Here is a 21,759-nt window from a genome sequence, read left to right on the forward strand (position 1 = left end):
TCTATGGTCAGTCTGCCGAAACCTGATAGGTCAGGTCGTGGATGACCCGGCCGGCCTGGATCCCCTTACGCTCGAAATTGGTCACGATCCTGCCGCCGAACCGCTCCGACTCCATGAACATGGCATGAGGCAGGGATTCGGCCTGATCAGCCGTCCCCTTGCCGACATGCCGGGTAGGTAGGCTGACTGGCAGATCGCCCAGGTTCCTGAATTTCGGATTGCCATCCATCACCTCATGCACATGCAGGGCGTAATCCTCGATGTCGGTTGCGATTCGCCAGATGCCGCCTGGTACCAGGCGCTTCGCCAGCTCTTCAGCCAGAGCCGGCTGGACCAGACGACGCTTGTGGTGCTTCATCTTGGGCCAGGGGTCGGGGAAGAAGGTCCAGACTTCATTTATCAGTCCAGGATCCATACGGGCCAGAAGGTCCGGGGCGTTGACCTGGGCCAGCCGCAGATTATCCAGGTCGGATTTACCGGCCATCAGCATGGTATGAGCCAACCCTGGCTGATAGACCTCCAGGGCCAGATAGTTCAGATCGGGGTGCTCCCGGGCGCTGGCCACGACGTTCTCCCCCTGGCCCGATCCGATCTCGACGATCAGCGGCGCATCCCGTCCCCAGACCGACCTGATCATTGCTGCATCACAACGCAGATTCTCCGCAACCGTCAACGAACCCTCAGCCTGGCCCAAATCGAGCAGGTATTTGGAAGAATACCGAGCCCAAGCCCTCGCCAGCCGGTCGTTCAGCTTCTCGGACCGCCTCACATAGGAGACGATGGACCTCATGGGGGCCTTGCTCTGTCTTTCTGCACTCATCACAGCTCATATATATCCTAGAAAGCGGATACAAGCGGGCACAGGAGTCACATGTGCCCGTGATATACTCAATCTAGAACAAAAAACAACAAAAGATTGCAAAACCGAACAAGCCCTTTCGTCCGGTTTTCGACAGGAAAGGCATACAGATGTCAGTTTTGGTTACAGGCGGCTGCGGATACATCGGCGCCCATGTGGTCCACGCCCTGCAGGAGGCCGGCAAGGAGGTCGTCGTGGTCGATGACCTGAGTTATGGCAAGCCCAGCCGGATCGGCGATGCCCGTCTCTACGGCGCCGACGTGGCCGCACCGGGGGCCGACCAGCGTCTGGCTGAGATCATCAAGGAGAACAAGGTCGACTCGGTCATCCACTTCGCAGCCCGCAAGCAGGTGGGCGAATCGGTGGAGAAGCCCATCTGGTACTACCGGCAGAACCTGAACGGCATGATCAACGTCCTGTCGGCCATGGCAAAGACCGATGCCAAGAAGCTGGTCTTCTCCAGCTCGGCAGCAACCTACGGCGAGCCTCCGGTCGACGTGGTCCCCGAGGATGTGCAGCCCATGGTCCCCATCAACCCCTACGGCCAGACCAAGCTGGTCGGCGAGTGGATGGCCCGGGCCTGCGAGCAGCCTTACAGCATCCGCTTCTGCGCCCTGCGCTACTTCAATGTGGCCGGCTGCGGACCGGTCAGCCTGGAGGACCCGGCTGTCCTCAACCTGATTCCCATGCTCTTCGACAGGCTGCGGCAGGGCAAGGCACCCGCCATCTTCGGCGACGACTACCCCACCCCCGACGGCACCTGCGTGCGCGACTACATCCACGTCTCCGATCTGGCCGACGCCCACATCGCCGCCCTGGACTACCTGGACCGCGACCAGCGCCGCTACGACGCCTTCAACGTGGGCACCGGCCAGGGCACATCCGTTCGCCAAATCGTGGACGAGGTCAGGAAAGTGACGGGTCTGCCCTTCACCGAGGCCATCAAGCCCCGCCGTGCCGGCGACCCGCCGCACCTGATCGGCGACCCCACCCGGATCAACACCGAGATGGGCTGGCATGCCAAGTACGGCGTCGAAGAGATCGTCGAATCGGCCTGGAAGGCCTGGCAGGCCAACCCCGCCCACCACATCGACACCGATGGCTGGCAGCAACAGGACTAGGCAGCGACGCGCCGGGGCTTGCATTCCTCCGGCGCTCATGTAAACTTTCCTCTTGGCTGTTCGAGCAGCCTCGGCTCCGTAGCTCAGTTGGTTAGAGCGCCGCCCTGTCACGGCGGAGGTCACCGGTTCAAGTCCGGCCGGAGTCGCTGGGAATGGTCTGGCCCGGTTTGTCCGGGTCTTTTCGACTGTTCATGGCTCTGTAGCTCAGTTGGTAGAGCGAGCGACTGAAAATCGCTAGGTCAACGGTTCGATCCCGCTCGGAGCCACCAGCCATTAAGCCCCTGAGATTCTTAAGGAATCTAGGGGCTTAATTGATATTTCATGGGCTATAGGAACTAAACGCGTTGTTTATGTTGGGGGTTTGGCCTTGTGGCTGTAAGCGTGTTGGGTGGTTGTTAATAGGTCGGGTTGTTAATAGGGGTCTTGCAGGGGTGCCCGTTCCTGTTCGATTGGGGAATGAGAACCAGATCGAAGAGGGCCAGGCATTGCCCCATATGCCATGGACGGATGCGCAAGCATGGGCGCAACAGATCAGGCACGCAGCGCTGGATGTGTCCGTCCTGCTCGATCACGTCCACCGCGCGCAGGCAGGACCGGGCCCGCGCCGCGCAGTTGAGGGAGTTCCTGGACTGGCCGCTGACGGGCAGGACCCGGGAACAGATGGGGCCATGGGCGCCAGGGCCTGGCGTAAACGGGTCGGCTGGTGCTGGAACATCAAGCCGGCAATCACACCGGACGGGGTGGTCCATCACACGCTCATGGCCGACGGCACGTATATGGCACACGGCTGGTGCCTCCTGATAGCGATCGACGGGCAGACGGGCCAGGTCATCGACTGGCAGTGGTGCCATCAGGAGAACACGGCGGCCTACACGGCCCTGTCCTCCCGCATCCCCGGGCCCGACGTGCTCATCACCGACGGCCTTCGCGGCGTGCAGAAAGCCTGCCATGCCTGCTGGCCGGGCACGCGCATCCGACGCTGCCTGGTGCACGTGCAACGCAACACCAAAACCGACCTGACACTCAAACCACGACTTCAGGCCGGCAAGGAACTCAAGCGACTCTCCGACCAGCCCACCCGGGTCCATACCATCGAGGAAGCGGTGCGTCGGGGTGAGGCCTTGAACGCCTGGCACGAAAGATGGAAAACCCTCATCGACGAACGCACCATGGCCAAGGACGACCCAGCCAACCCCAAAGCCAGCCACCAATCCTGGTGGTGGACCCACCAGGAACTCCGCCGCTGCTACCGCAGGCCCGAACACCTCTTCCAAGACAGGCAGCTCTTCGCCTTCCTGGAACCCGAACCCACCGCCGGCGGGCCAGTGGAACGCACCACCAACCGGCTGGAAGGAGGAGTCGACTCACCCATCAAACGCACCCTCCTGCAACACCACGGCCCACCCGAGAGCCACATGAGACGCGCCTGCGAACGGCACTGCTACATGAAAACCGACAACCCCGACCCCGCCAGCCTGATCAGGGACGAACACCACCAGCCACAACCAGCACCCAAACGGGAAACCAGACAGGAACAGGACGAGCCCGAACACTACGGCACCGCCATCAACTGGAACGAGTTCCACACACCAGTCAGATACCCCAACACCACACTCTGACCAACACACAACCAAACCCACACACAGAACCTAAAACAACGCGTTTAGTTCCTATAGGCCTACAATCAGGATTATTCCTTGCACCAGTGAGAGGAATTGCGATGGAACCGACTTTATCAAAGCGGCATCATTGGAAACTCTTTGCGAATACCAGGCCGGAGGTTTCTGTTCCCTATCAAGCAAACTCATCCGGAAAAACTTGTCGACCATGCTGTTGCGAATGGAATATAATGATTTCTCCCCTATTGTGCCTAGTATGGCTTGCTGGATTGCTGTCAATACAGCGCCAAGAATGAACAGTATTCCCAATTGCACCGCGATTAATACGATTGCTTTGTGTTGTTGCACGCCGTCTATGAGGGCTCCGCTGAGCTGTGGTTGCAGCAGGACGACCGCTTGTGCGAGGATTCCCAGCAGAAGGCTTGCCGTGTATGCAAGAATGTGCCCCGGCATGTATTTCCTGACGACGTGGATAAAGTTCATGGTTGGCCTGGCCTCTAGTGTTTTGTGGGTTGGTTCTTGTGGGTGAGGCGTGTGCAGAGGATGGTGGTGGCTATGGCGACGGCCAGGAGCAGGAGGGACATGGGTAGGAAGATGTCTGCGATGATGGGTGTGTGTTGTATGCCGACCCCGTCCCGGACGAAGCTTATCGCCACGGATGCCTCGGTGATGGCCACGGCGACGAGGGAGAGGATGATGCCGGCGGTGACGTCGAGTGTGGTCTCGATGGCCGCTGACCAGGCGAGGGCGCCGCGGGTGACGCCCATCTGGTTGAGGCGCCGGTTCTGCATGCGTCGTTCGCTGATTCCTATGGCTATAGATTGGACGAGGAATATCAGGGCCAGGATGGTGCCGCCGGCTATCATGAGCGGTGTTCCCTGCTGCTCCTTGATGCTGGTCTTGATGTAGTCGTCGATGAAGTCCTGCCTGTTCAAGGCGGTGATCTTGTGGGTGGTGTCCCTTATCTGTTGGGCTATGTCGTCGGCCTGGGTGTGGTCGCGGGCGGTGATGAAGGCGTACAGTCGGCCGTTCTCGCCCTCCCTGGGCAGGCCATCCTCGGTCGTGAGCATGTCCATGTTCACGTGGGGGGTGGTCTTGGGCGGCTCGATGACGGCCACGACCTGGACCTGGTGTCTTTTGTCGTGGCGGTCGATGAGGGTGATCGTGTCGCCCGGCTTGCGCTGGTTGTCGTATGCTCTGCTTATGGCCACCTTGCCGGCGCCCAGGTCGGCCAGGCTGCCCTGGAGCACCTTGGGGGCGGTGTCCTTGTGGCTGGGGTCGGCCAGGTCACGGGCCTGGGCCCAGGTGACCTGGGGGAAGGTGTCCATCTGGATGTTTCCGTGCTTGTCGGTCAGGACCCATTGCTGGGTCTGGTAGATGTCGGCTGTGCCGACCTCCCGTCCGAGCCCCTGCAGCGTGCGCGAGATCCTGCCGGCCTGGGACAGGTCGTCCGAGGAGGCCACCACGTCGGCCTTCATGGGCTCGATGCTGAGCACCACCGAGCTCATGCGGCCCGCCTGCATGATGAGGATGAAGGAGACCAGAATGGTCAGCGCCATCATGGCCGGCAACGCTATGGCCGTGGCGCCTACCCTGCCCCTGCGGACCCGTTGCCGGGCCAGCAGGCCCGGTCCGGCCGCGGTTTTTTCGGCCAGCAGGCCCAGCAGGGATGCTACCGGGGGGACCAGCAGGGGGGCGGCCACGTACACGGTGATTATCAGTAGGACGATCAAGCCCAGCAGCCGGTCGTAGAACTCCGAGCGGTCGACCGGCATGAAGGCGACCGTGATAGAGGCTAGGAACAGGGCCAGGGAGCATACGATCCGCAACCGGCTGGCCTTTTTGTCCTTGACGGCCGGTTGTGTCATCAGCTTCAGGGGGGTCTCGGCCCCGAACCTGCGCGTGGCCAGCCACACGCCCAGCAGGCAGACCGCCATCATCAGGGCGAAGGCCACGGCCGCCACCCACAGGCGGGCCCTGGGGTGGAAGAGCAGGTCGATGTCCGTGGTGCCCATGGCCCTTATGAAGGCCATGCCCACAGGAACGGTCAGCAGGGATCCGGCCAGGCATCCCGCGGCGTCGGCCAGGGCCAGGGGCAGGGAGAACTCTCGCAGGGCCATGGCCACGACCTGTTTGCCCGAGGCGCCGTTGAGCCGCATCAGGCCGTATTCCCGGCGCCTTTCCTGGACCAGGAAGGACACCGATGACAGGACCAGGAACACCGTCACCAGCAGGCAGAACACCAGCGCGATCAGCGACACAGTGTTCAATGCCAGGTCGTAGTAGGCCTTGGTCAGAATGCGGTGGTAGGCGTTCAGGCCCTCCAGGCCGTGCAGGCCGTCGTAGGCCAGGCCCGCCTGACGTGCCTGCAGGGTCGCGCAGGACAGGGTCGTGGCGGCGAACACGGCCAGGCACATGATCCAGTAGGAGGAGCGGTGGGCCCTGACCAGGGAGAAGGACAGGCTGGCCCTTGTTGGCCGCTTGCGCCAGGGTCGGCTCGCCTGCTGGGCCGGGGAGGCCATGCCCGCGCTCACCGGTCGGCCCCGCTCAACGTGGTCTCGGCCAGGTGCATGGCCAGCTGCTCGGCCGTGCAGCCCGACCACACCGAGTGGATGCGGCCGTCGACCAGCAACACGGTGCTGCCAGCACGGGCCGCCACATCCGGGTCGTGGGTCACCATCAGCACCGTGGACCCCCGCGCCGCCACCTGGCCGAAGGCGTCCAGCACCAGCTGGGAGCCGGCGGTGTCCAGGGCGCCCGTCGGCTCGTCGGCAAAGACGACCGAGGGCCTCGAGGCCAAAGCCCTGGCCACCGCCACACGCTGCCGCTGCCCGCCCGACATGTCCGAGGGATAGACGTCGGCGAAACCATCCAGACCCACCGCCTGCAGGGCCCGCACGGCGTCGTCGACCTCGATGCGCGGCCCGCCGAAGAGGAAGGACAGCATCACGTTCTGCAGGCATGTGAACGCTTCGACGAGGTTGTAGTCCTGAAACACGAACCCGATCAGGTCACGCCTGACACGTGTCAGGTCGGCCTCTCCCATCCGGGCCAGGTCATGCTGCCCGATGTGCACCAAGCCCTGGTCGACCGGCAGCAGGCCCGAGGCGCAATTCAGCAGGGTCGACTTGCCCGCGCCCGAGGGCCCCATGATCGCCGTCCACGACCCAGGCGGGCATTGCAGGGACACGTCGGTGATGCCGGCCCCGCCCGAACCGTAATGATAGGAGACACCCTCAAGGGACAGAAACTCACCAGCCATAGCCATACCCAACCCCAATCCACAGCCCGACGAAACCCCGAGCACCATACGAATCCACAACGCGAAAAGCTACAGCGAACTTTACACTGAGACGCAATACAAGTATTGCTTGCGTGACGGTTAAAAGTCTTCCATAAATTATTGACAAAAGATGCAATAAGTCAAAAGTTATTGTAAAGTACGATTCGTATGCGCTAAGGGCATACCTAATTTGGGCTATAGGAACTAAACGCGTTGTTTATGTTGGGGGTTTGGCCTTGTGGCTGTAAGCGTGTTGGGTGGTTGTTAATAGGTCGGGTTGTTAATAGGGGTCTTGCAGGGGTGCCCGTTCCTGTTCGATTGGGGAATGAGAACCAGATCGAAGAGGGCCAGGCATTGCCCCATATGCCATGGACGGATGCGCAAGCATGGGCGCAACAGATCAGGCACGCAGCGCTGGATGTGTCCGTCCTGCTCGATCACGTCCACCGCGCGCAGGCAGGACCGGGCCCGCGCCGCGCAGTTGAGGGAGTTCCTGGACTGGCCGCTGACGGGCAGGACCCGGGAACAGATGGGGCCATGGGCGCCAGGGCCTGGCGTAAACGGGTCGGCTGGTGCTGGAACATCAAGCCGGCAATCACACCGGACGGGGTGGTCCATCACACGCTCATGGCCGACGGCACGTATATGGCACACGGCTGGTGCCTCCTGATAGCGATCGACGGGCAGACGGGCCAGGTCATCGACTGGCAGTGGTGCCATCAGGAGAACACGGCGGCCTACACGGCCCTGTCCTCCCGCATCCCCGGGCCCGACGTGCTCATCACCGACGGCCTTCGCGGCGTGCAGAAAGCCTGCCATGCCTGCTGGCCGGGCACGCGCATCCGACGCTGCCTGGTGCACGTGCAACGCACCACCAAAACCGACCTGACACTCAAACCACGACTTCAGGCCGGCAAGGAACTCAAGCGACTCTCCGACCAGCCCACCCGGGTCCATACCATCGAGGAAGCGGTGCGTCGGGGTGAGGCCTTGAACGCCTGGCACGAAAGATGGAAAACCCTCATCGACGAACGCACCATGGCCAAGGACGACCCAGCCAACCCCAAAGCCAGCCACCAATCCTGGTGGTGGACCCACCAGGAACTCCGCCGCTGCTACCGCAGGCCCGAACACCTCTTCCAAGACAGGCAGCTCTTCGCCTTCCTGGAACCCGAACCCACCGCCGGCGGGCCAGTGGAACGCACCACCAACCGGCTGGAAGGAGGAGTCGACTCACCCATCAAACGCACCCTCCTGCAACACCACGGCCCACCCGAGAGCCACATGAGACGCGCCTGCGAACGGCACTGCTACATGAAAACCGACAACCCCGACCCCGCCAGCCTGATCAGGGACGAACACCACCAGCCACAACCAGCACCCAAACGGGAAACCAGACAGGAACAGGACGAGCCCGAACACTACGGCACCGCCATCAACTGGAACGAGTTCCACACACCAGTCAGATACCCCAACACCACACTCTGACCAACACACAACCAAACCCACACACAGAACCTAAAACAACGCGTTTAGTTCCTATAGGCCTATTTCATGCATCTATCGTTCAGGACAACTGTCTGGCCACCCAGTCGACGATGTAGGGCGCAGTGTGCTCGATCTGATCGATGGCCACCTCGAACTCATGGGGGCCGCCATACCAAGGGTCAACCAGGTCGATTTGGCTCTCCCGTCCCGGTGCCGGCTTGGGCAGGTCCGGGTCGAAGCTGCGGTACAGGTGAACAGCGGATCGCTTGCCGGAGGGCAGCAGACGGAGAAGGGCTCGCATATGGTCGGCCGTCATGGGCAGCAGCAGGTCGGCATCTTCGGCCTCCTCCCGGGTGATCCGGTGGGCGAAGTGGTCAGCCGGCACCTCATAGCCCCGCTCGCGCAGAACTTTCTGAGCACGTCGATCTATGGGGTTGCCGAACTCCTCGTCACTGACTCCGCTGGATTCCACCCTGACCTGATCCTCATCCAGTCCGCGATCTTGGAAGAACTTGCGCAGGATGACCTCAGCCATGGGCGACCGGCAGATGTTGCCGGTGCAGACGGTTATGACGTTGTAGGGACCCCGTGAGGCCTTTCCTTCAGAATCCTGGCCCATCAACGCACCTTCCCATAGGTGATGTACCGGAACCGCGGGATGGCAGCCGCCTGGTCTGGTTTGGCAGGGTTCATCCACTGGCTCTCGTCGCGCACCTGCCAGAACCGCTTGCTGACCAGCTCCTCCATATCGGGCACAAAGACATCAGCTGGAGTCCGCAGATCCAGGTCGGTCACATAGGCGGCATCAGCCAGCGGAAAGAAGGTGCTGAAGACCCCTGCGCCGCCGATGACCCAGATTTCGCTGCGATCCATCCCATCGTCGGGAATGGCTTCCTGCCTGGCCAGCTCCAGAGCATCGTCAGCCGCAGATACCACCGTGGCGCCTGGTGCCCGAAACCCTGGATCACTGGACAGAACGATGTTGTCCCTCTTGGGCAGGGGCCGCTCCCCCATGGACACCCAGGTCCGCCGCCCCATGATGACAGGATGGGATACGGTCAGCTCCTTAAAGTGCCGCATGTCCTCGCTCAAATGCCAAGGCAGGGCATTGTGGTAACCGATGGCGCCGCGCCGACCGTCAGTGGCCCGCGCCTGCGCCCAGATCATATTGACCGATGAGCGACGGCCTATCTCTTCTTCCTGATGCCGCCATTCCTCATCGCCTAGAAGCCCGGCCTGACCGGGCTCGGGTTCGTGATAGCCGCTGCGACTATTGTCATGCTCCATCTGTTGTGTTCACTCCTCATGGTGAGTAGATATACGAGTACATTCTAATCTTCGGATTCGACGGTGCCCGTATTCGGCCCAGCGCACCATCAGACCGCCACCGGGGCCTTGATGGCGGGATGGCACTGATAGTCCACAACCTCGAAGTCTTCGTACTGGTAGGAGAAGATGGAGTCGGCCTTGCGGATGCGCATGGTCGGGTAAGGATAAGGTTTGCGCGACAGCTGCTCCAGAACCTGCTCCACATGGTTGTCGTAGATGTGGCAGTCGCCGCCGGTCCAGACGAACTCCCCAGGCTCAAGATCGGCCTGCTGGGCCATCATCAGGGTCAGCAGGGCGTAGGAGGCGATGTTGAAAGGCACCCCCAGGAACATGTCGCAGGAGCGCTGATAGAGCTGGCAACTCAGCCTGCCGTCGGCCACATAGAACTGGAAGAGCGCATGGCAGGGCGGCAGGGCCATGCTGTCAATCTGGGCCGGATTCCAAGCGGTGACGATCATTCGACGGGAGTCCGGGTGGGTGCGGATCAAATCCAGCACCTTGGCGATCTGATCGATGGTGTGATGGGGGTCCTCAGGGGTCGGAGCGGGCCAGCTGCGCCACTGGACCCCATAGACCGGACCCAGATCCCCGGTTTCCGGGTCCGCCCACTCGTCCCAGATATGCACACGGTTCTCCTGCAGCCAGCGCACGTTCTGCGACCCTTTCAGGAACCAAAGCAGCTCATAGGCGATGCCACGGAAGTAGACCTTCTTGGTGGTGATCAGCGGAAAGGAACGCGACAGATCGAAGCGCATCTGCTTCCCGAACAGGGATATGGTCCCGGTGCCCGTCCTGTCGGACTTCAGGGTGCCCTCGCGCAGAATGGTGCGCACCAAGTCCTCATAGGGGGTGGGAATGTCCGAGTCGGGACGCTCGGGGATACGTGTGCGAATACGCTGCAGTTCTTCGGAAGTCAAGGCCATGCGGCCATACTATCAAGTCCTCGGTCAGCTGAGCGCGCCCCGGTGACGAATTGCACAGTCCGGGTTAGATTGGAGGAGCAGGTCCGGCCACAGGGTCGGATCCGGATGGCGCACCCGGGCGTGTGCCGGACAAGGAGGAACAGATGGGCAAGAGACTTTGGGTCGAACGCGACAAGGACGGCACCTGGAACGCCTATGGCGACAATGGGGCCCATATCACTTTCGGCAAAGGCGAGGATCAGTTCAACCCCGGTGACCTGATGAAGATCGCCCTGGCCGCCTGCGGAGCCCTATCCAGCCAGTTCGCCGTGGAGAGCGCCCTAGGCAAGGGCAAGGGAGCGAAAATCGTGGTGGACGGCACCTATGACGCCGACGACGACGCCTACCTGAGCTTCGACGAGCAGGTGGACGTCGATGCCACTTCGGCCAGGCTGGCCCAGGATGATGCAGACAAGCTGGAGGAGCGGGTCCGCCGCCATATCGCCAAGTCCTGCACCGTGGCACACACCTATCAGCGGGAGACCCCGGTAAGGATCTCCGTCAAGGTTCGCCACTGATCCGACAGGACAAGAAGAGAGGAGCGGGGACCCCAGGTTCATGGAACTTCCGGGGTCTCCGCTCCTTGCTCTTACTCCTCGTGCTCGGGGTCGATGGTCGACTCCAGGTCGGCCAACTGCTCGGGCTTGGCCGAATCCACAGAGACCTGCTCCACACCGGTGATCTCAGCCACATCGGTAGTTTCGGCAGCTTCGGCTGCAGCCTTGAGCCCGGACTCCTCGGCCTCCACGTACTTGCGCGGCACCACGTAGACGGGGCTGACGGCATGCTGCAGGAGCCCCTGGCTGGTCGATCCCAGCAGGAGCCCGGTGAAGCCGCCGCGACCACGCGAACCGACCACGACCACGTCATGGGTCTTGCTGGCCTGGGTCAGGGCCTCCACAGCCGACCCCGGCACCACGGTCTTGTTGATGCGCAGATCGGGATAGGTCTTCATGAGTGGTTCGATTCGGGTATTGAGGTCGTCCAGGTAGGAATCCATGACGCTGCGCTCCTCGGCCGAACCCGTGCCGGTCAGTCCGGAGATATTGGGCACTGCCGACATGACATCCAGCTCGGCGTTCCAACTGTCGGCGAAGGCCGCAGCGATCTGCAGGGCCTTAAGCCCCCACTTGGACTCGTCTGAACCCACGGCGACCCGCTTGATGTCGTTGCTCAGATGCATCAGGTTGCCATCGTCGTCGGTGTAAGGAACGACCACGATAGGGCAGTAAGCATAGGCGGGCAGGCTGGAGCTGGTGGTGCCCAGCAGACGCTCAGCCAGGCCGCCCTTGCCCCGGTTCCCGATGACAATCAGCCGGTAGTTGCGACTCAACTCCACGAAGACCGATGAAGGATCCCCCGTCACAATCAGCGTGGCTGCCCCTACACCTTGCTCATCGGCGATGGCCTTGGCCTTGGAGAGGATCTCCTGGGCGTCGTTGTGAGCGGCCACGTCGTCACCCATGGTGGTGTAGGTCGCATCGAAGGAGACTGCGGCATACGAGGGAAGGGAATAGGCGCAGACGATTTGCAGGGTCAACCCTGCATGCTTAGCGTAGTTGGCGGCCCACCACGCCGCCTTGTAGCTGGCGTCCGAGCCATCGACGCCTACCAGAACAGCCTTGTCGTTGCTCATCCGACGACCTCCTTTAAACTTGGCGATGACAAACCGACATCGCTCCTTCTGTCAGAATATCGCATGCGGGTCTGATCAATAAGTTGGCAGGGACCAACACGCGAGGAACCTCGACTCCGAATATGCAAAACGCCCCCGTAGGGGCGTTGAGCCTGCGCAAAAACTATGCCTTAGACCAGACGACGATACTCGAAATCCCGATAAAGCTTCTGAACTGTTACGGTCCGACCGGGACGCGGGGCATGAATCATGCGACCACCGCCGACATAAATGCCCACATGGCTACCATCAGAGGTCACCAGCAGGTCGCCAGGAGCAGGATCCGTGACCGGTACACCCACTGAACGTTGCGCATCGGCCGTGCGGGGCAGGCTGACGCCGAAGTGGGCGAACACATACTGGGTGAATCCAGAGCAGTCGAAGCCCGTGGCTGGATCGGTCCCGCCATACACATAAGGAATCCCCTGGAACTGAAGGGCGTAGTTGACCACATCTGCACCCGTGCCGGAGACCGGTGCATCAACGACTGTGCTGGTGGTGCTGGCACGAGCGGCACGAGCAGCCGAACGACTGACCTGCTGCGCGGACTGACGCCGACTGGCTGCAGCCTGGGCCTGCTCTTGAGCCTGCTGGGCCCTGGCTTCAGCATCCTTCTCGGCCTGGGACTTGGTGGCAGGAACGTTCAAAGACTCAATGCCACCCCAGCTGCTGTCCTTTTCGACGGTGGTAGCCGTCGACTCGGTCAACAGGTCGGCACGCACCTTGCTGCCGGGAGTGAATGAACGCGACGAAGTAACTACGGCTTCACTGCCGTCACTGGCCTGGGCCACGGCGGGTATACCGATGGAGAGCATGCCACAGATTGTGGCTGCCGCCATCATGCTCACATACTTGCGTGTTTTTTTCATCGGGCACAATTCTATCACGTATTGGGAACAAAGATTAACCAGCCAGAAATCAGTAGTGGATGTAGCTGAAGGCGTGCACATCGGACAAGGTGCGAGAGTAGGTCTTTCCGTTCATGATGGCACCACACTCCGAGGTGACGATGGAGCCGTCGGGATTGATCTTCTCGACGATGGCCACATGGCCATAGGTGGAATCCGAACCCTCCTGGCCGGCCTGGAAGACCACGATGTCGCCGACATTGCGCGGCGTGTTGTCCACCCAATAGCCCAGGGAGCGCGCAGAGCCGGACCAATCCTTGGCATTGCCCATGTGTGAACCCACCGGCAGACCCAGCTGGTGACGTCGGACGTAGGCCCACCAGGTGCACTGGCTGAACTCGTAGACATTGCCTGCATCCCCAGTGGCATGGTTGGGATTGAACCCTGAAGGCAGAACTGATCGGTTGGCATCCATCAACACAGCCACGACCGGATTGTCGGCCAGGGATTTGGACATCTGCCCGGCATCGAGTTCGGATTCGCCCAGCTCCCAGCTGCCCTCGTTGCGCTGAGAAGCCGTCGGCAGGGGCTGACGGTAATCAGAGCGGGAGACCCTTGCACCACCGTTCGCGCTGGAGGAACCGGCAGAGGATGAGGGGGTGACCAAATTGATTGCGACACTGTCGGCCAGGGGCAGGGACCAGTCACCGCGAGCCTGACTGACCGCCATGGAGGAGGCGGCGGCACCGACCAGGACGGTCAGGGCCGAACCGGTCATGATGTGGGAGCGACGGGCTGAGGCCTTGGCCGCCAGACGAATGGAGCGACGGGTTCGAGGGGCCACCTGGTTGAGCTTGGCCGCCAGGGCATCATCAAGACCCTCAATGCCCGCTGCCTGGGTTACGCCTGAAGATCGGCCGGTCGACCAACTGCCGACACCTGCGCCTCGCCTGGCCGAAGCCCTGTGCGCAGCATGCTTCATCTAGAATCACTCCCGTTTATGTTCCGACGCGACTTTCGTGCCGTATCACGAACCATCACAAGGGAACACCATAACGCAAGCGAGAACCCAGGCCAAATGACCTGAATTGTCCATACTGGTGTACTCAAGCATGGCTTCGGTGGTCGCTCATCTTCGACAACCACGGAATACGCTAGGATTATACGGACATGAGGCGAACATGAGCAAACCGGCATGCGTGCCGTCCGCCACGGCGTGTCCCTCGGTTCTGAAGCCTGCCTGGTCCACCCTGAGCGAACCTGGCTCAAAAAAAGTCAGACCGGGGTCGAGGCCAGGAGGAAGGACCCGCCGGCATCGTCGGAATCCTGAGGCATGGTGATGTCGACACGGCCATCCTCCGAGGGGACGAAGAGGGCCTGTCCCTGGTCCAGTACACAGGACTGGTCGGCGGCTGCGCAACGGATCCGCCCATCAGTGCAGACGATGATGCGGGGTCCCCTGCGAGGAATCATCAGGTGGCGAGGCCCCAGACGCTCTATCAGATCCCCGTAACGCTGCTGAAGCCTGTTGAGCAGGGGCCAGGTGGCGCCACCCTCCTGTACATGCCCATAGACCAGCATGTACTCGTTGATTTTGGGCCGGTAGGTCACCATATTGTGCATGATCAGGGTGGCGATCATGGAGCTGGATGGATCGATGGGGGCTGAAGGCTGGCAGTCCAGGCTGCGCAGGAGGTTGGGAATGTCACGATGCTTGGGGGTCATACCGGCCCTGAGTACATTGTCGGAGTTGGTCATGATCTCTGCTGCAGTGCCATGGATGTATGCGTGAGGGGTCCCGGCGGGGATATAGACCGAATCGCCCTCCTCCAGGTCCACGGGGTTGAGCATAAGCAAGCAGAGCACGGCGGGGTCATTCGGAAAGGACCGGACTGCACACAGGGCATGGTCCAGCACGGCCCCTGCCCGCCTGGACCGCAGCCGCCCGGCAGCTGCCTCCAAGGCTTCCTCCAGGCCTTGGGCGGCCTCCGGCTCGGCAGTCACGGCAGCGTGGAAGGCCCGGAAGATACGTCGGCGGGAGTCCGGCCAGATCAGGGAGGAGACCGGCATCATGGCATCGGCCGAAGCGAAACGGGCCGGAGGGACCCCCAGATGGAAGGTGCGGGCGGTCAGAGCCTCGGTCATCAGCTCGGCCAGGGGGTGATCCACGGCGCGCAGGAGGGTCAGCTGCGTGGAGATGGTTGCGAAGCCTACACAGGCCTGGAAGGGCTCCAGGGCCACCACCATCTCGTTCTTGGCCAGACTGTCATGAAAGGAGCGGCTGGGATCGTCGTCAGCCACCCCCAGGGCATTCTCACGGTTGAAGCCGGCGCGAGCCTCAAAATCCAGCGGATGCACCTGCAGGGACAGAGGGATGCGGGCCGAGATGATCTTGAACAGGTAGGGCAGGGTGGGGCCGAAGAGGCGGGAGTCGCGCTCACCCAGCATTGCCATGGGATTGCGACGAATGGCCTCGGTCAGCGGTATGAGCGACCCGTCGGGCAGGGTCAGGGGCGAGGGGGATTCGGTGTGCCCACTGAACCACATCTCCGCCAAGGTATCCCCCTGGCATCCCTCCGGCTCATGCAAATGGAACATGCGCTGCAGTCGGTCATGTGAGCCCCAGGCGTAGTGCTTCTCCACAGCTTGGATCGGATACACGCACTCCCCTTTCCACGGGAAATCCCTCCATGGGCCGGTGCATACGAACCCACCAATCTCCGTCATAATATGACACGGGCCGAAGCCTGGGCAAGGCGTGGGGGTCACCGCATGTCATTGCAAACGGTACAGTGGGGGTATGAAGCTGGCTCCCATTTTCGACCCGGATGCCCGAAGACCATCGCCTCGGCCCGTGCAGGTGGACCTGCGACGCATTTTCCTGTTCGGTACCGGTGCCTGGATTCTGGCTCTGGTCGTGGTGGGCATCCTGGCCCTGACCGGGATGACGGTCACCAAGCCCCTGATTGTCTGCCTGTCCGGGGTTGGCGTGGGCATTCTGCTGATGATCTGGGAGCACTTCAATCGTTGGGATTATCGCCGTCTTGCCCAGCAACCGGACCCTGAGCCAGAGGAAGCATCAGTGTGAAGGTGCTCCCCTCTCCCGGCGCGCTCCAGACAGTGACCGAGCCATGGTGGGTCAGAGCGACATGCTTGACGATGGCCAGCCCCAGACCGATGCCTACGGCAGTCTCTTCATTCTGGTTGTCGGCCCGGTAGAAGCGCTCGAAGATCCTGCCCTGGTCGGCCTTGGATATGCCTCTGCCGTGGTCGACCACCCTGATTTTTGCGTAATGCCCGTCATTCGAGGCCTGCGCCACCAGGGAAACTGTGGAGCCTGAAGGCGAATAGGAGATGGCGTTCTCCACCAGCTTGGCCATAGCCACCTTGATCTGCTGCCCGTCACCATGAATCGTCAGTGGTTGGTCACATCGCCATCGCAGGGTCACATGGGCCTGGTCGGCTCTATCCTGCTCATCTTGCACCACCGCCCTTATCTGCTCAGCCACATCAAGCACGTTCTCCCTGCTGGGCTTGATCCGCTCCTGAGCCCGGATCAGCAGAAGAAGATCCTTGAGCACATGCCCCAGATAGGCGCTGTAGCGCTGGACCGAAGAGGCATCCTCGGAGACGCTGCGCAGATGGCTGCGAAGCAGTTCAGGATCATCCCCCTCCAGGTGGGAGGTGGTTTTGAGCTGCGCCGCCAGCTCCTCCAGGGCCTGGACCGGCTTGAGCATCTGCTCGGATACATTGGTTATGAAGGCATCTCTGGTCCGAACGAACCTGACCGAATCGCTCACATCATCGATAAGCACCACCACCAGGGACTCATCGATACGCCCAAGGGTGACCTTAAGCCAGTTCCTTCTGGATACCGCCTGGGTCTGAACATGGGTCGTATCCACAGGATCCTCGGCCTCGTCAATATCCCAATCATCGGATTCCGGGCTCTCGGTTGCGGCATCCAGAGCGAATTCAGTAGGTGTGTGCGTAATCAGATTAAAGCTACGTCGACCGCCTGAGCGGCGCACCTGCGCAATGGCTTCAATGATCTTCGAATCAGCAATCTCGTCGTTGCTCACGATTCCCAATCTGTAGGCATCCGGGCTGGAGCGGACAACCTCGTCATCGCCGTCGACCACAACCGTAGCGGCGGGAATGAGCGCCAGCAGGGCCTGGGTCGAGCCCTCCAAAACCTCGCCATCAGCCTGTTCGCCATCCTTGCTTCGATTGCCCATAAGGCTACGTAGGCGGTCCATGAACCGTCTCATAAGGACTTCCCTCCAGTCCGGCGCCGACCCGGACATTGCTGCATCAACCAAGTCTCATCGGCAGTTCCGGCTTTATTCTTGCATATCCGACAGTGATTGCCGCTCCAAAGGCCCAACATTCTTTGCGTCTGACTTTTTCTTGCCACCTTGGTCACATAGACTATAGGCATATCGTTGACCGAGGCCGAAAGGGAAGAACAATGCGCGTGATTTTCAACGAGGAGCTGGGGTTGGTGGCCGACGATCTCGATCGAATGGCCGCCAAGGTTCGCGATGCCATCAAAAAAGCCGGGCGATCCCTGATGAACGGCGACGTGGAAACGGCCCAGGAGGTCATCGATGGGGATGCCGATATAGACAACCTCCAGGCCAGCATCATCGATCAATGCATCAGGCTCCTGGCCAAGCAGAGCCCCGTGGCCACTGATCTGCGGGTGGTGGTTTCAACGCTGAGCCTGTCAGCCACTTTTGAACGCATGGGAGACCTGGCCAGGCACATCGCCGAGACCGCAAGGCGCTCCTACCCTGAACCGACCCTACCCGACGAGGTTATCCCCCTGTTCAAACAGATGCAGGACTTTCTGGATGTCATGGCCGACCGCTTGGTCGAGATGCTCTCCGACAGGGACACGACCATAGCCGAGCAGATCATCGTCAGCGATGATCAGATGGACAAGCTCCACCAGCAGACATTCGGCTATGCTCTCTCAGACGACTGGAAGGGAACCAGGCAGCAGCTGATCGACCTGGTCCTGGTGGCACGGTTCATGGAGCGACTGGGAGACCATGGCGTCTCGGCGGCCCGGCGCGTGGTATATATCGTCTCGGGCTTCGACCCCTCCAAGGATCCCAAGGATCTCGACCTCGATCTGGACTGAACGGACGGCAGAGAGGCGGCCCGCCACCTGACAGTTGGTCGGGTGGCGGGCCGTTCCTCTTCCATGTTCGAACAGTGCTGAACTCAGATTTGCCTACTTTACAGAGCCGCGCACTACGCCGGAGATGACCCACCGCTGAGAGAATATATAGACAATCAGTAAGGGAGCCATAGCCATCAAATAGGAGGCAAAAGCCACGGTGTAATTTGTGTTGTACTGACCTTGGAATACATATTGGGCCAATGGCAGGGTCCTGGCACCAGGATCCGTAAGTACCACCAGAGGCATGATGAAGTCGTTCCATGCCCATACGCAGGTAAGAATTCCCACGGTTGCATTCATCGGCATCAAAAGCGGGAAAATAATTTGCCAGAACACCCTCCAGGTCGATGCCCCATCAACCCGAGCGGCCTCTTCCAGCTCCATGGGAATGGAATGCAGGTAAGTCGTATACAGGAAGATATTCATCGAGAACCCGTATAGCGTATACAGCACAATCAGTCCTGCTTGATTATCAAGACCAAGCAATCCCGTTTCCTTGACGACCGGGAGCATCACGATAGGAAACGGGATGAACATGGCTGCCAAGAAGTAGTAGTAAGCAATCTTAAAGAAGGGCCTATGCATGTTCCGGGCTAGGGCGTAGGCTAAGACCGAACTGGTCAACAGAGTCAGCACAACCGAACACACCGTGATCATGGCCGTGTTCATAAGCGCTCTGGGGAAATTGGTTCGGGCCCATGCCTCTGCAAAATTGCCCCAATGCACTGGATTGGGCCATTCAAAGCCCGTCCCCTTAGCCAGTTGTTCAGGACTCTTAAGCGCAACCGCCACAGCAAAATACAGGGGTACAAGAACAGTCAATGAGCATACTGCCACCAGGGCTGTCAACCACCAATTGACCCTATGGAGACGCCTTTCATGGCCTTGTCGTGTATGTGGATTCATGCCCGATGACTTTGCCGGAATGGCATTCATAACTTGACTGGAGGTCATGGCGCTTAATCCTCCTTCGGATTAAGGTAACGAAGCTGTATAACTGAAAGAGCCGTGATGATTAAGAAGAGAATGGCTGCATCAGCAGATTGATAGGCGAATTCGCCGCCAGTGAATCCACCCTGATAAATCTGCAGAGTCACCGATTCAGTGGCCATCCCTGGCCCGCCATCGGTCAAGGCCACTATCTGATCGAATGCCTGCATGAAGTTCTTGATATTGAGCACCACGTTTATAGTCACGTAGCCCATGATCAGAGGCAATGTGATGGACTTGAATGCCTTGAATCCTGTGGCACCGTCGAGCGAAGCCGCCTCATAGATGTCGGCAGGGATAGTCTGCAGGCCAGCCAGGTAGATGATGATTGCAAAAGCGCAAGCCTGCCATACCGTAACGATAACGATAGGCACCCAGGCCCAGTGCTCATTGGTCAGGATGTTGTCCCTGAGCAGAGGAACTGCTGAGAAGATCTTCGGCACTGACTTGGAGAAGAAGAATTGGAAGACATATCCGATAATCAGCATAGACAACACGTAGGGAATGAAGAAGATACCTCTGAACAAATTTCTGGCCTTGATTCGTGCATTCAGCGCCAGAGCGATAGCCAAGGAAATAACATTGGTCAGGATCGTAGCCACCAGGGAAAAGAAAATAGTGAACAAGTACGAGTGAAGAACCCTGTCATCCCCGAAAAGATTGACATAGTTCGACAGGCCTACCATGTGCCATTTTCCGTAACCGGCATAGTTGGTAAAGCTGAAGAAAATGCCAGCCAGCATGGGAATGGTATGGAAGATGGCGAAAAGGATGATAAAAGGCCATACCATCCAGTAATAAGTGGCTTCAGCGAATCGGCGATGCCGGTGAGCGCCTGCAGCCACAGTCGTCTGTGTCGTAGTCATGTGTTTGCCTCCGATCACTCGATGGTCCTGGCCGCAACTTTGCCCCACTCTTTGTCGAGTGTGGTGAGGGCCGAATCCAGGTCGCCGTCCAACATGGCTTTGTTCAGTATCGGGTTGTAACTGATGCTGGAGGGTATCTGGTGATCCGCATATCCCTGGATCCTGCCAGAATCTATCCAGTATTTGGCCGGCTTCATGGCCGGATTCTCGTCAACAGGAATTGACGAGAGCGAAGGAATGAGCTGTTGCGACTTTACAAAGCGACGTTGAACCTCGTCCGAGTACAGATAGTTAATAAAGGCCATGGATTCCTTCTCGTGCTTGGGATGCGCACCCATGGTGATCGCCACATCTCCGCCAGAGACGAGAATGGCCTTGTCGGCCTCGTCCGTCGGATATGGGAAGAAGCCTATATGCATTTTGGGGTTGATCTGCAGAACCGGCGCCATAGACCAGTTCCCCGCCAAGAGCATGGCTCCCTCACCCCGCGCGAAAGCGGAAGTTCCGTCCTCATAGATCATGGTTCTCACGTCTTTGGTCGAGTGCTGGTAAATCCAATAGAGCCGTTCCATCAGAGGTTTAAAGTTTTTCTGGAAAGAAACGGGCGAATCCGGCCCTACCTTTTTACCTTCAGCACGCATTTTGTCCCAGAACCCGTTGCTGTCGTAGTAAGGAGCCAAACCATCGAAAGGCGTTGAAACACGATTGGGGTCACCCAATGTCCCAATGAAAGGGGCAACGCCGTCAGCTTCCAGAGTGGCAACTGCCTGCTCAAGATCCTTCCAGGTCTTGGGCACCTTAATACCATGCTGCTTGAACAAATCGATGTTATAAGTGATGCCGCATACATTACCGGCATAAGGCACAATATTTATCTGTTTGCCATCTCGTCCCAACCCATTGATCACTGATTGCATGACCGGGCGGATCCTATGGCTTATAGGCGTGTTGCTGAAGTCATAAAATACCCCTGCCTTGGCCATCTTTCCCATGCTTCCGTTGGGATTCAGCGCTATGACGTCAGGCGTGCGATCCTTGACCAGAAGAGCCCTCAAGGCTGTGTCGGCTGAAGAGACCTGATTCTGTACCACTTTGATGTTCGGATGCAGTCTCTCAAAGTCCGCGATAATTCTGGAGTAGTCTTCCACCGCCTCTGGTTTGGTCTGGAAGAAGCTGAGGGTCGTCACATTGGCGCCTCCGAATCCACCGCATGCCGACAGAGGTGCCAGAGCCAGGACAGTAAGAACTGCCGCAAGCACGTGCACAAATTTGTTTTTCGTCATCTTCATTGACGTTTCTCCTCTGCCCCGTTCAAGCCGCCACGCTGCAATAAGACGGCTCGACCTGTGGTTAGACCAGCCGGAATGGAAATTATAGAAACCATCATTGGCATTCCGACCAGCTGATGTAAACGTTAGCACGCAAGTTATCGCCCTGCAAGTTCTTTAATAGCCAGTCATTCAGTCAATTTCTGTATATCAGCTTTAACCCACGCTTTATAGACCTAGTTCAAAAAACAAGTGTCTCT

At 59.8% G+C, this 21,759-nt stretch carries 19 protein-coding genes, 2 tRNA genes and 2 pseudogenes; 8 read left to right on the forward strand and 15 right to left on the reverse strand.

Annotated features, from left to right (window positions below; all coding sequences use genetic code 11):
• Nucleotides 1-7: 7 nt before the first annotated feature.
• A complete protein-coding gene (gene trmB / locus ACNAOV_RS06740; RefSeq protein WP_416517121.1) occupies nucleotides 8-820 on the reverse strand; it encodes a tRNA (guanosine(46)-N7)-methyltransferase TrmB in 813 nt (270 codons plus the stop codon).
• Between the two features lie 149 nt (nucleotides 821-969).
• On the opposite strand from trmB, the gene galE reads away from it, so the two are divergent.
• The 4 genes and pseudogenes from galE (at nucleotide 970) to ACNAOV_RS06760 (ending at nucleotide 3,599) form a co-directional block, all read left to right on the forward strand.
• The gene (gene galE, locus ACNAOV_RS06745) at nucleotides 970-1,980 is read left to right on the forward strand and encodes a UDP-glucose 4-epimerase GalE (protein ID WP_416517122.1); all 1,011 of its coding nucleotides are present in this window, start codon (nucleotides 970-972) and stop codon (nucleotides 1,978-1,980) included.
• 72 nt (nucleotides 1,981-2,052) lie between these two features.
• Nucleotides 2,053-2,126, forward strand: a tRNA-Asp gene (locus ACNAOV_RS06750).
• A 47-nt stretch (nucleotides 2,127-2,173) separates the two neighbouring features.
• Nucleotides 2,174-2,249, forward strand: a tRNA-Phe gene (locus tag ACNAOV_RS06755).
• 187 nt (nucleotides 2,250-2,436) lie between these two features.
• A pseudogene (locus ACNAOV_RS06760) lies at nucleotides 2,437-3,599 on the forward strand (IS1249 family transposase).
• A gap of 51 nt (nucleotides 3,600-3,650) precedes the next feature.
• Here the strand turns inward: ACNAOV_RS06760 and ACNAOV_RS06765 are convergent.
• From ACNAOV_RS06765 to ACNAOV_RS06775, 3 genes are read right to left on the reverse strand one after another with little or no spacing between them, the layout of a single operon-like run.
• On the reverse strand, nucleotides 3,651-4,082 hold the full coding sequence (locus ACNAOV_RS06765) for an ABC transporter transmembrane domain-containing protein (protein ID WP_416517123.1): 432 nt from the start codon (nucleotides 4,080-4,082) through the stop codon (nucleotides 3,651-3,653).
• A 14-nt stretch (nucleotides 4,083-4,096) separates the two neighbouring features.
• Nucleotides 4,097-6,133, reverse strand: a complete 2,037-nt coding sequence (locus ACNAOV_RS06770; RefSeq protein ID WP_416517124.1) for an FtsX-like permease family protein — start codon at nucleotides 6,131-6,133, stop codon at nucleotides 4,097-4,099.
• Entirely contained in the window at nucleotides 6,130-6,867 is a 738-nt protein-coding gene (locus ACNAOV_RS06775) for an ABC transporter ATP-binding protein (RefSeq protein WP_416518174.1), read from the reverse strand. Before ACNAOV_RS06775 ends, ACNAOV_RS06770 begins: the two co-directional genes overlap by 4 nt.
• Before the next feature lie 340 nt (nucleotides 6,868-7,207).
• On the opposite strand from ACNAOV_RS06775, the pseudogene ACNAOV_RS06780 reads away from it, so the two are divergent.
• Nucleotides 7,208-8,370, forward strand: a pseudogene (locus ACNAOV_RS06780) (IS1249 family transposase).
• 79 nt (nucleotides 8,371-8,449) lie between these two features.
• Here the strand turns inward: ACNAOV_RS06780 and ACNAOV_RS06785 are convergent.
• The 3 genes from ACNAOV_RS06785 to ACNAOV_RS06795 all read right to left on the reverse strand — a co-directional run bounded on the left by ACNAOV_RS06785 (nucleotide 8,450) and on the right by ACNAOV_RS06795 (nucleotide 10,622).
• Nucleotides 8,450-8,989, reverse strand: coding sequence for a low molecular weight protein-tyrosine-phosphatase (locus ACNAOV_RS06785; RefSeq protein ID WP_110413324.1), 540 nt, complete (start codon nucleotides 8,987-8,989; stop codon nucleotides 8,450-8,452).
• The gene (locus ACNAOV_RS06790) at nucleotides 8,989-9,657 is read right to left on the reverse strand and encodes a dihydrofolate reductase (protein ID WP_416517125.1); all 669 of its coding nucleotides are present in this window, start codon (nucleotides 9,655-9,657) and stop codon (nucleotides 8,989-8,991) included. The genes ACNAOV_RS06785 and ACNAOV_RS06790 overlap by 1 nt, the downstream gene beginning before the upstream one ends.
• Nucleotides 9,658-9,746: 89 nt before the next feature.
• Nucleotides 9,747-10,622 carry a thymidylate synthase gene (locus ACNAOV_RS06795; RefSeq protein ID WP_416517126.1) on the reverse strand — a complete coding sequence of 292 codons (876 nt, stop codon included), beginning with the start codon at nucleotides 10,620-10,622 and terminating at the stop codon, nucleotides 9,747-9,749.
• A 143-nt stretch (nucleotides 10,623-10,765) separates the two neighbouring features.
• Between ACNAOV_RS06795 and ACNAOV_RS06800 the strand changes: the two genes are divergently transcribed.
• Nucleotides 10,766-11,179 carry an OsmC family protein gene (locus ACNAOV_RS06800; RefSeq protein ID WP_024626723.1) on the forward strand — a complete coding sequence of 138 codons (414 nt, stop codon included), beginning with the start codon at nucleotides 10,766-10,768 and terminating at the stop codon, nucleotides 11,177-11,179.
• Between the two features lie 71 nt (nucleotides 11,180-11,250).
• On the opposite strand, the gene ACNAOV_RS06805 is transcribed toward ACNAOV_RS06800, so the two are convergent.
• From ACNAOV_RS06805 to manA, 4 genes are all read right to left on the reverse strand, one after another.
• Complete coding sequence (locus tag ACNAOV_RS06805) at nucleotides 11,251-12,297, reverse strand: universal stress protein (protein WP_045935667.1); 1,047 nt, start codon at nucleotides 12,295-12,297, stop codon at nucleotides 11,251-11,253.
• A 170-nt stretch (nucleotides 12,298-12,467) separates the two neighbouring features.
• On the reverse strand, nucleotides 12,468-13,205 hold the full coding sequence (locus tag ACNAOV_RS06810; RefSeq protein ID WP_416517127.1) for a C40 family peptidase: 738 nt from the start codon (nucleotides 13,203-13,205) through the stop codon (nucleotides 12,468-12,470).
• A 49-nt stretch (nucleotides 13,206-13,254) separates the two neighbouring features.
• A complete protein-coding gene (locus ACNAOV_RS06815; protein WP_416517128.1) occupies nucleotides 13,255-14,166 on the reverse strand; it encodes a CHAP domain-containing protein in 912 nt (303 codons plus the stop codon).
• Nucleotides 14,167-14,459: 293 nt separating this feature from the next.
• Nucleotides 14,460-15,845, reverse strand: coding sequence for a mannose-6-phosphate isomerase, class I (gene manA / locus ACNAOV_RS06820; protein WP_416517129.1), 1,386 nt, complete (start codon nucleotides 15,843-15,845; stop codon nucleotides 14,460-14,462).
• Between the two features lie 139 nt (nucleotides 15,846-15,984).
• Here manA and ACNAOV_RS06825 point away from each other — a divergent pair, with 139 nt between their 5' ends.
• A complete protein-coding gene (locus ACNAOV_RS06825; RefSeq protein WP_045935671.1) occupies nucleotides 15,985-16,272 on the forward strand; it encodes a hypothetical protein in 288 nt (95 codons plus the stop codon).
• Here ACNAOV_RS06825 and ACNAOV_RS06830 read toward each other — a convergent pair.
• Nucleotides 16,205-17,455 carry a sensor histidine kinase gene (locus ACNAOV_RS06830; protein ID WP_416517130.1) on the reverse strand — a complete coding sequence of 417 codons (1,251 nt, stop codon included), beginning with the start codon at nucleotides 17,453-17,455 and terminating at the stop codon, nucleotides 16,205-16,207. The genes ACNAOV_RS06825 and ACNAOV_RS06830 overlap by 68 nt on opposite strands.
• 200 nt (nucleotides 17,456-17,655) lie before the next feature.
• Between ACNAOV_RS06830 and phoU the strand changes: the two genes are divergently transcribed.
• Entirely contained in the window at nucleotides 17,656-18,333 is a 678-nt protein-coding gene (gene phoU / locus ACNAOV_RS06835; RefSeq protein ID WP_416517131.1) for a phosphate signaling complex protein PhoU, read from the forward strand.
• A gap of 93 nt (nucleotides 18,334-18,426) precedes the next feature.
• On the opposite strand, the gene ACNAOV_RS06840 is transcribed toward phoU, so the two are convergent.
• From ACNAOV_RS06840 to ACNAOV_RS06850, 3 genes are read right to left on the reverse strand one after another with little or no spacing between them, the layout of a single operon-like run.
• Nucleotides 18,427-19,281 (reverse strand): carbohydrate ABC transporter permease, encoded by an 855-nt coding sequence (locus ACNAOV_RS06840; RefSeq protein WP_416518175.1) that lies wholly within the window; start codon nucleotides 19,279-19,281, stop codon nucleotides 18,427-18,429.
• A 53-nt stretch (nucleotides 19,282-19,334) separates the two neighbouring features.
• Nucleotides 19,335-20,231 carry a carbohydrate ABC transporter permease gene (locus ACNAOV_RS06845; protein ID WP_416517132.1) on the reverse strand — a complete coding sequence of 299 codons (897 nt, stop codon included), beginning with the start codon at nucleotides 20,229-20,231 and terminating at the stop codon, nucleotides 19,335-19,337.
• Between the two features lie 14 nt (nucleotides 20,232-20,245).
• Complete coding sequence (locus ACNAOV_RS06850; protein ID WP_416517133.1) at nucleotides 20,246-21,520, reverse strand: ABC transporter substrate-binding protein; 1,275 nt, start codon at nucleotides 21,518-21,520, stop codon at nucleotides 20,246-20,248.
• Nucleotides 21,521-21,759 lie beyond the last annotated feature (239 nt).

It is taken from the genome of Bifidobacterium asteroides (genome assembly GCF_048001765.1).
Lineage (GTDB): Bacteria > Actinomycetota > Actinomycetes > Actinomycetales > Bifidobacteriaceae > Bombiscardovia > Bombiscardovia asteroides_K.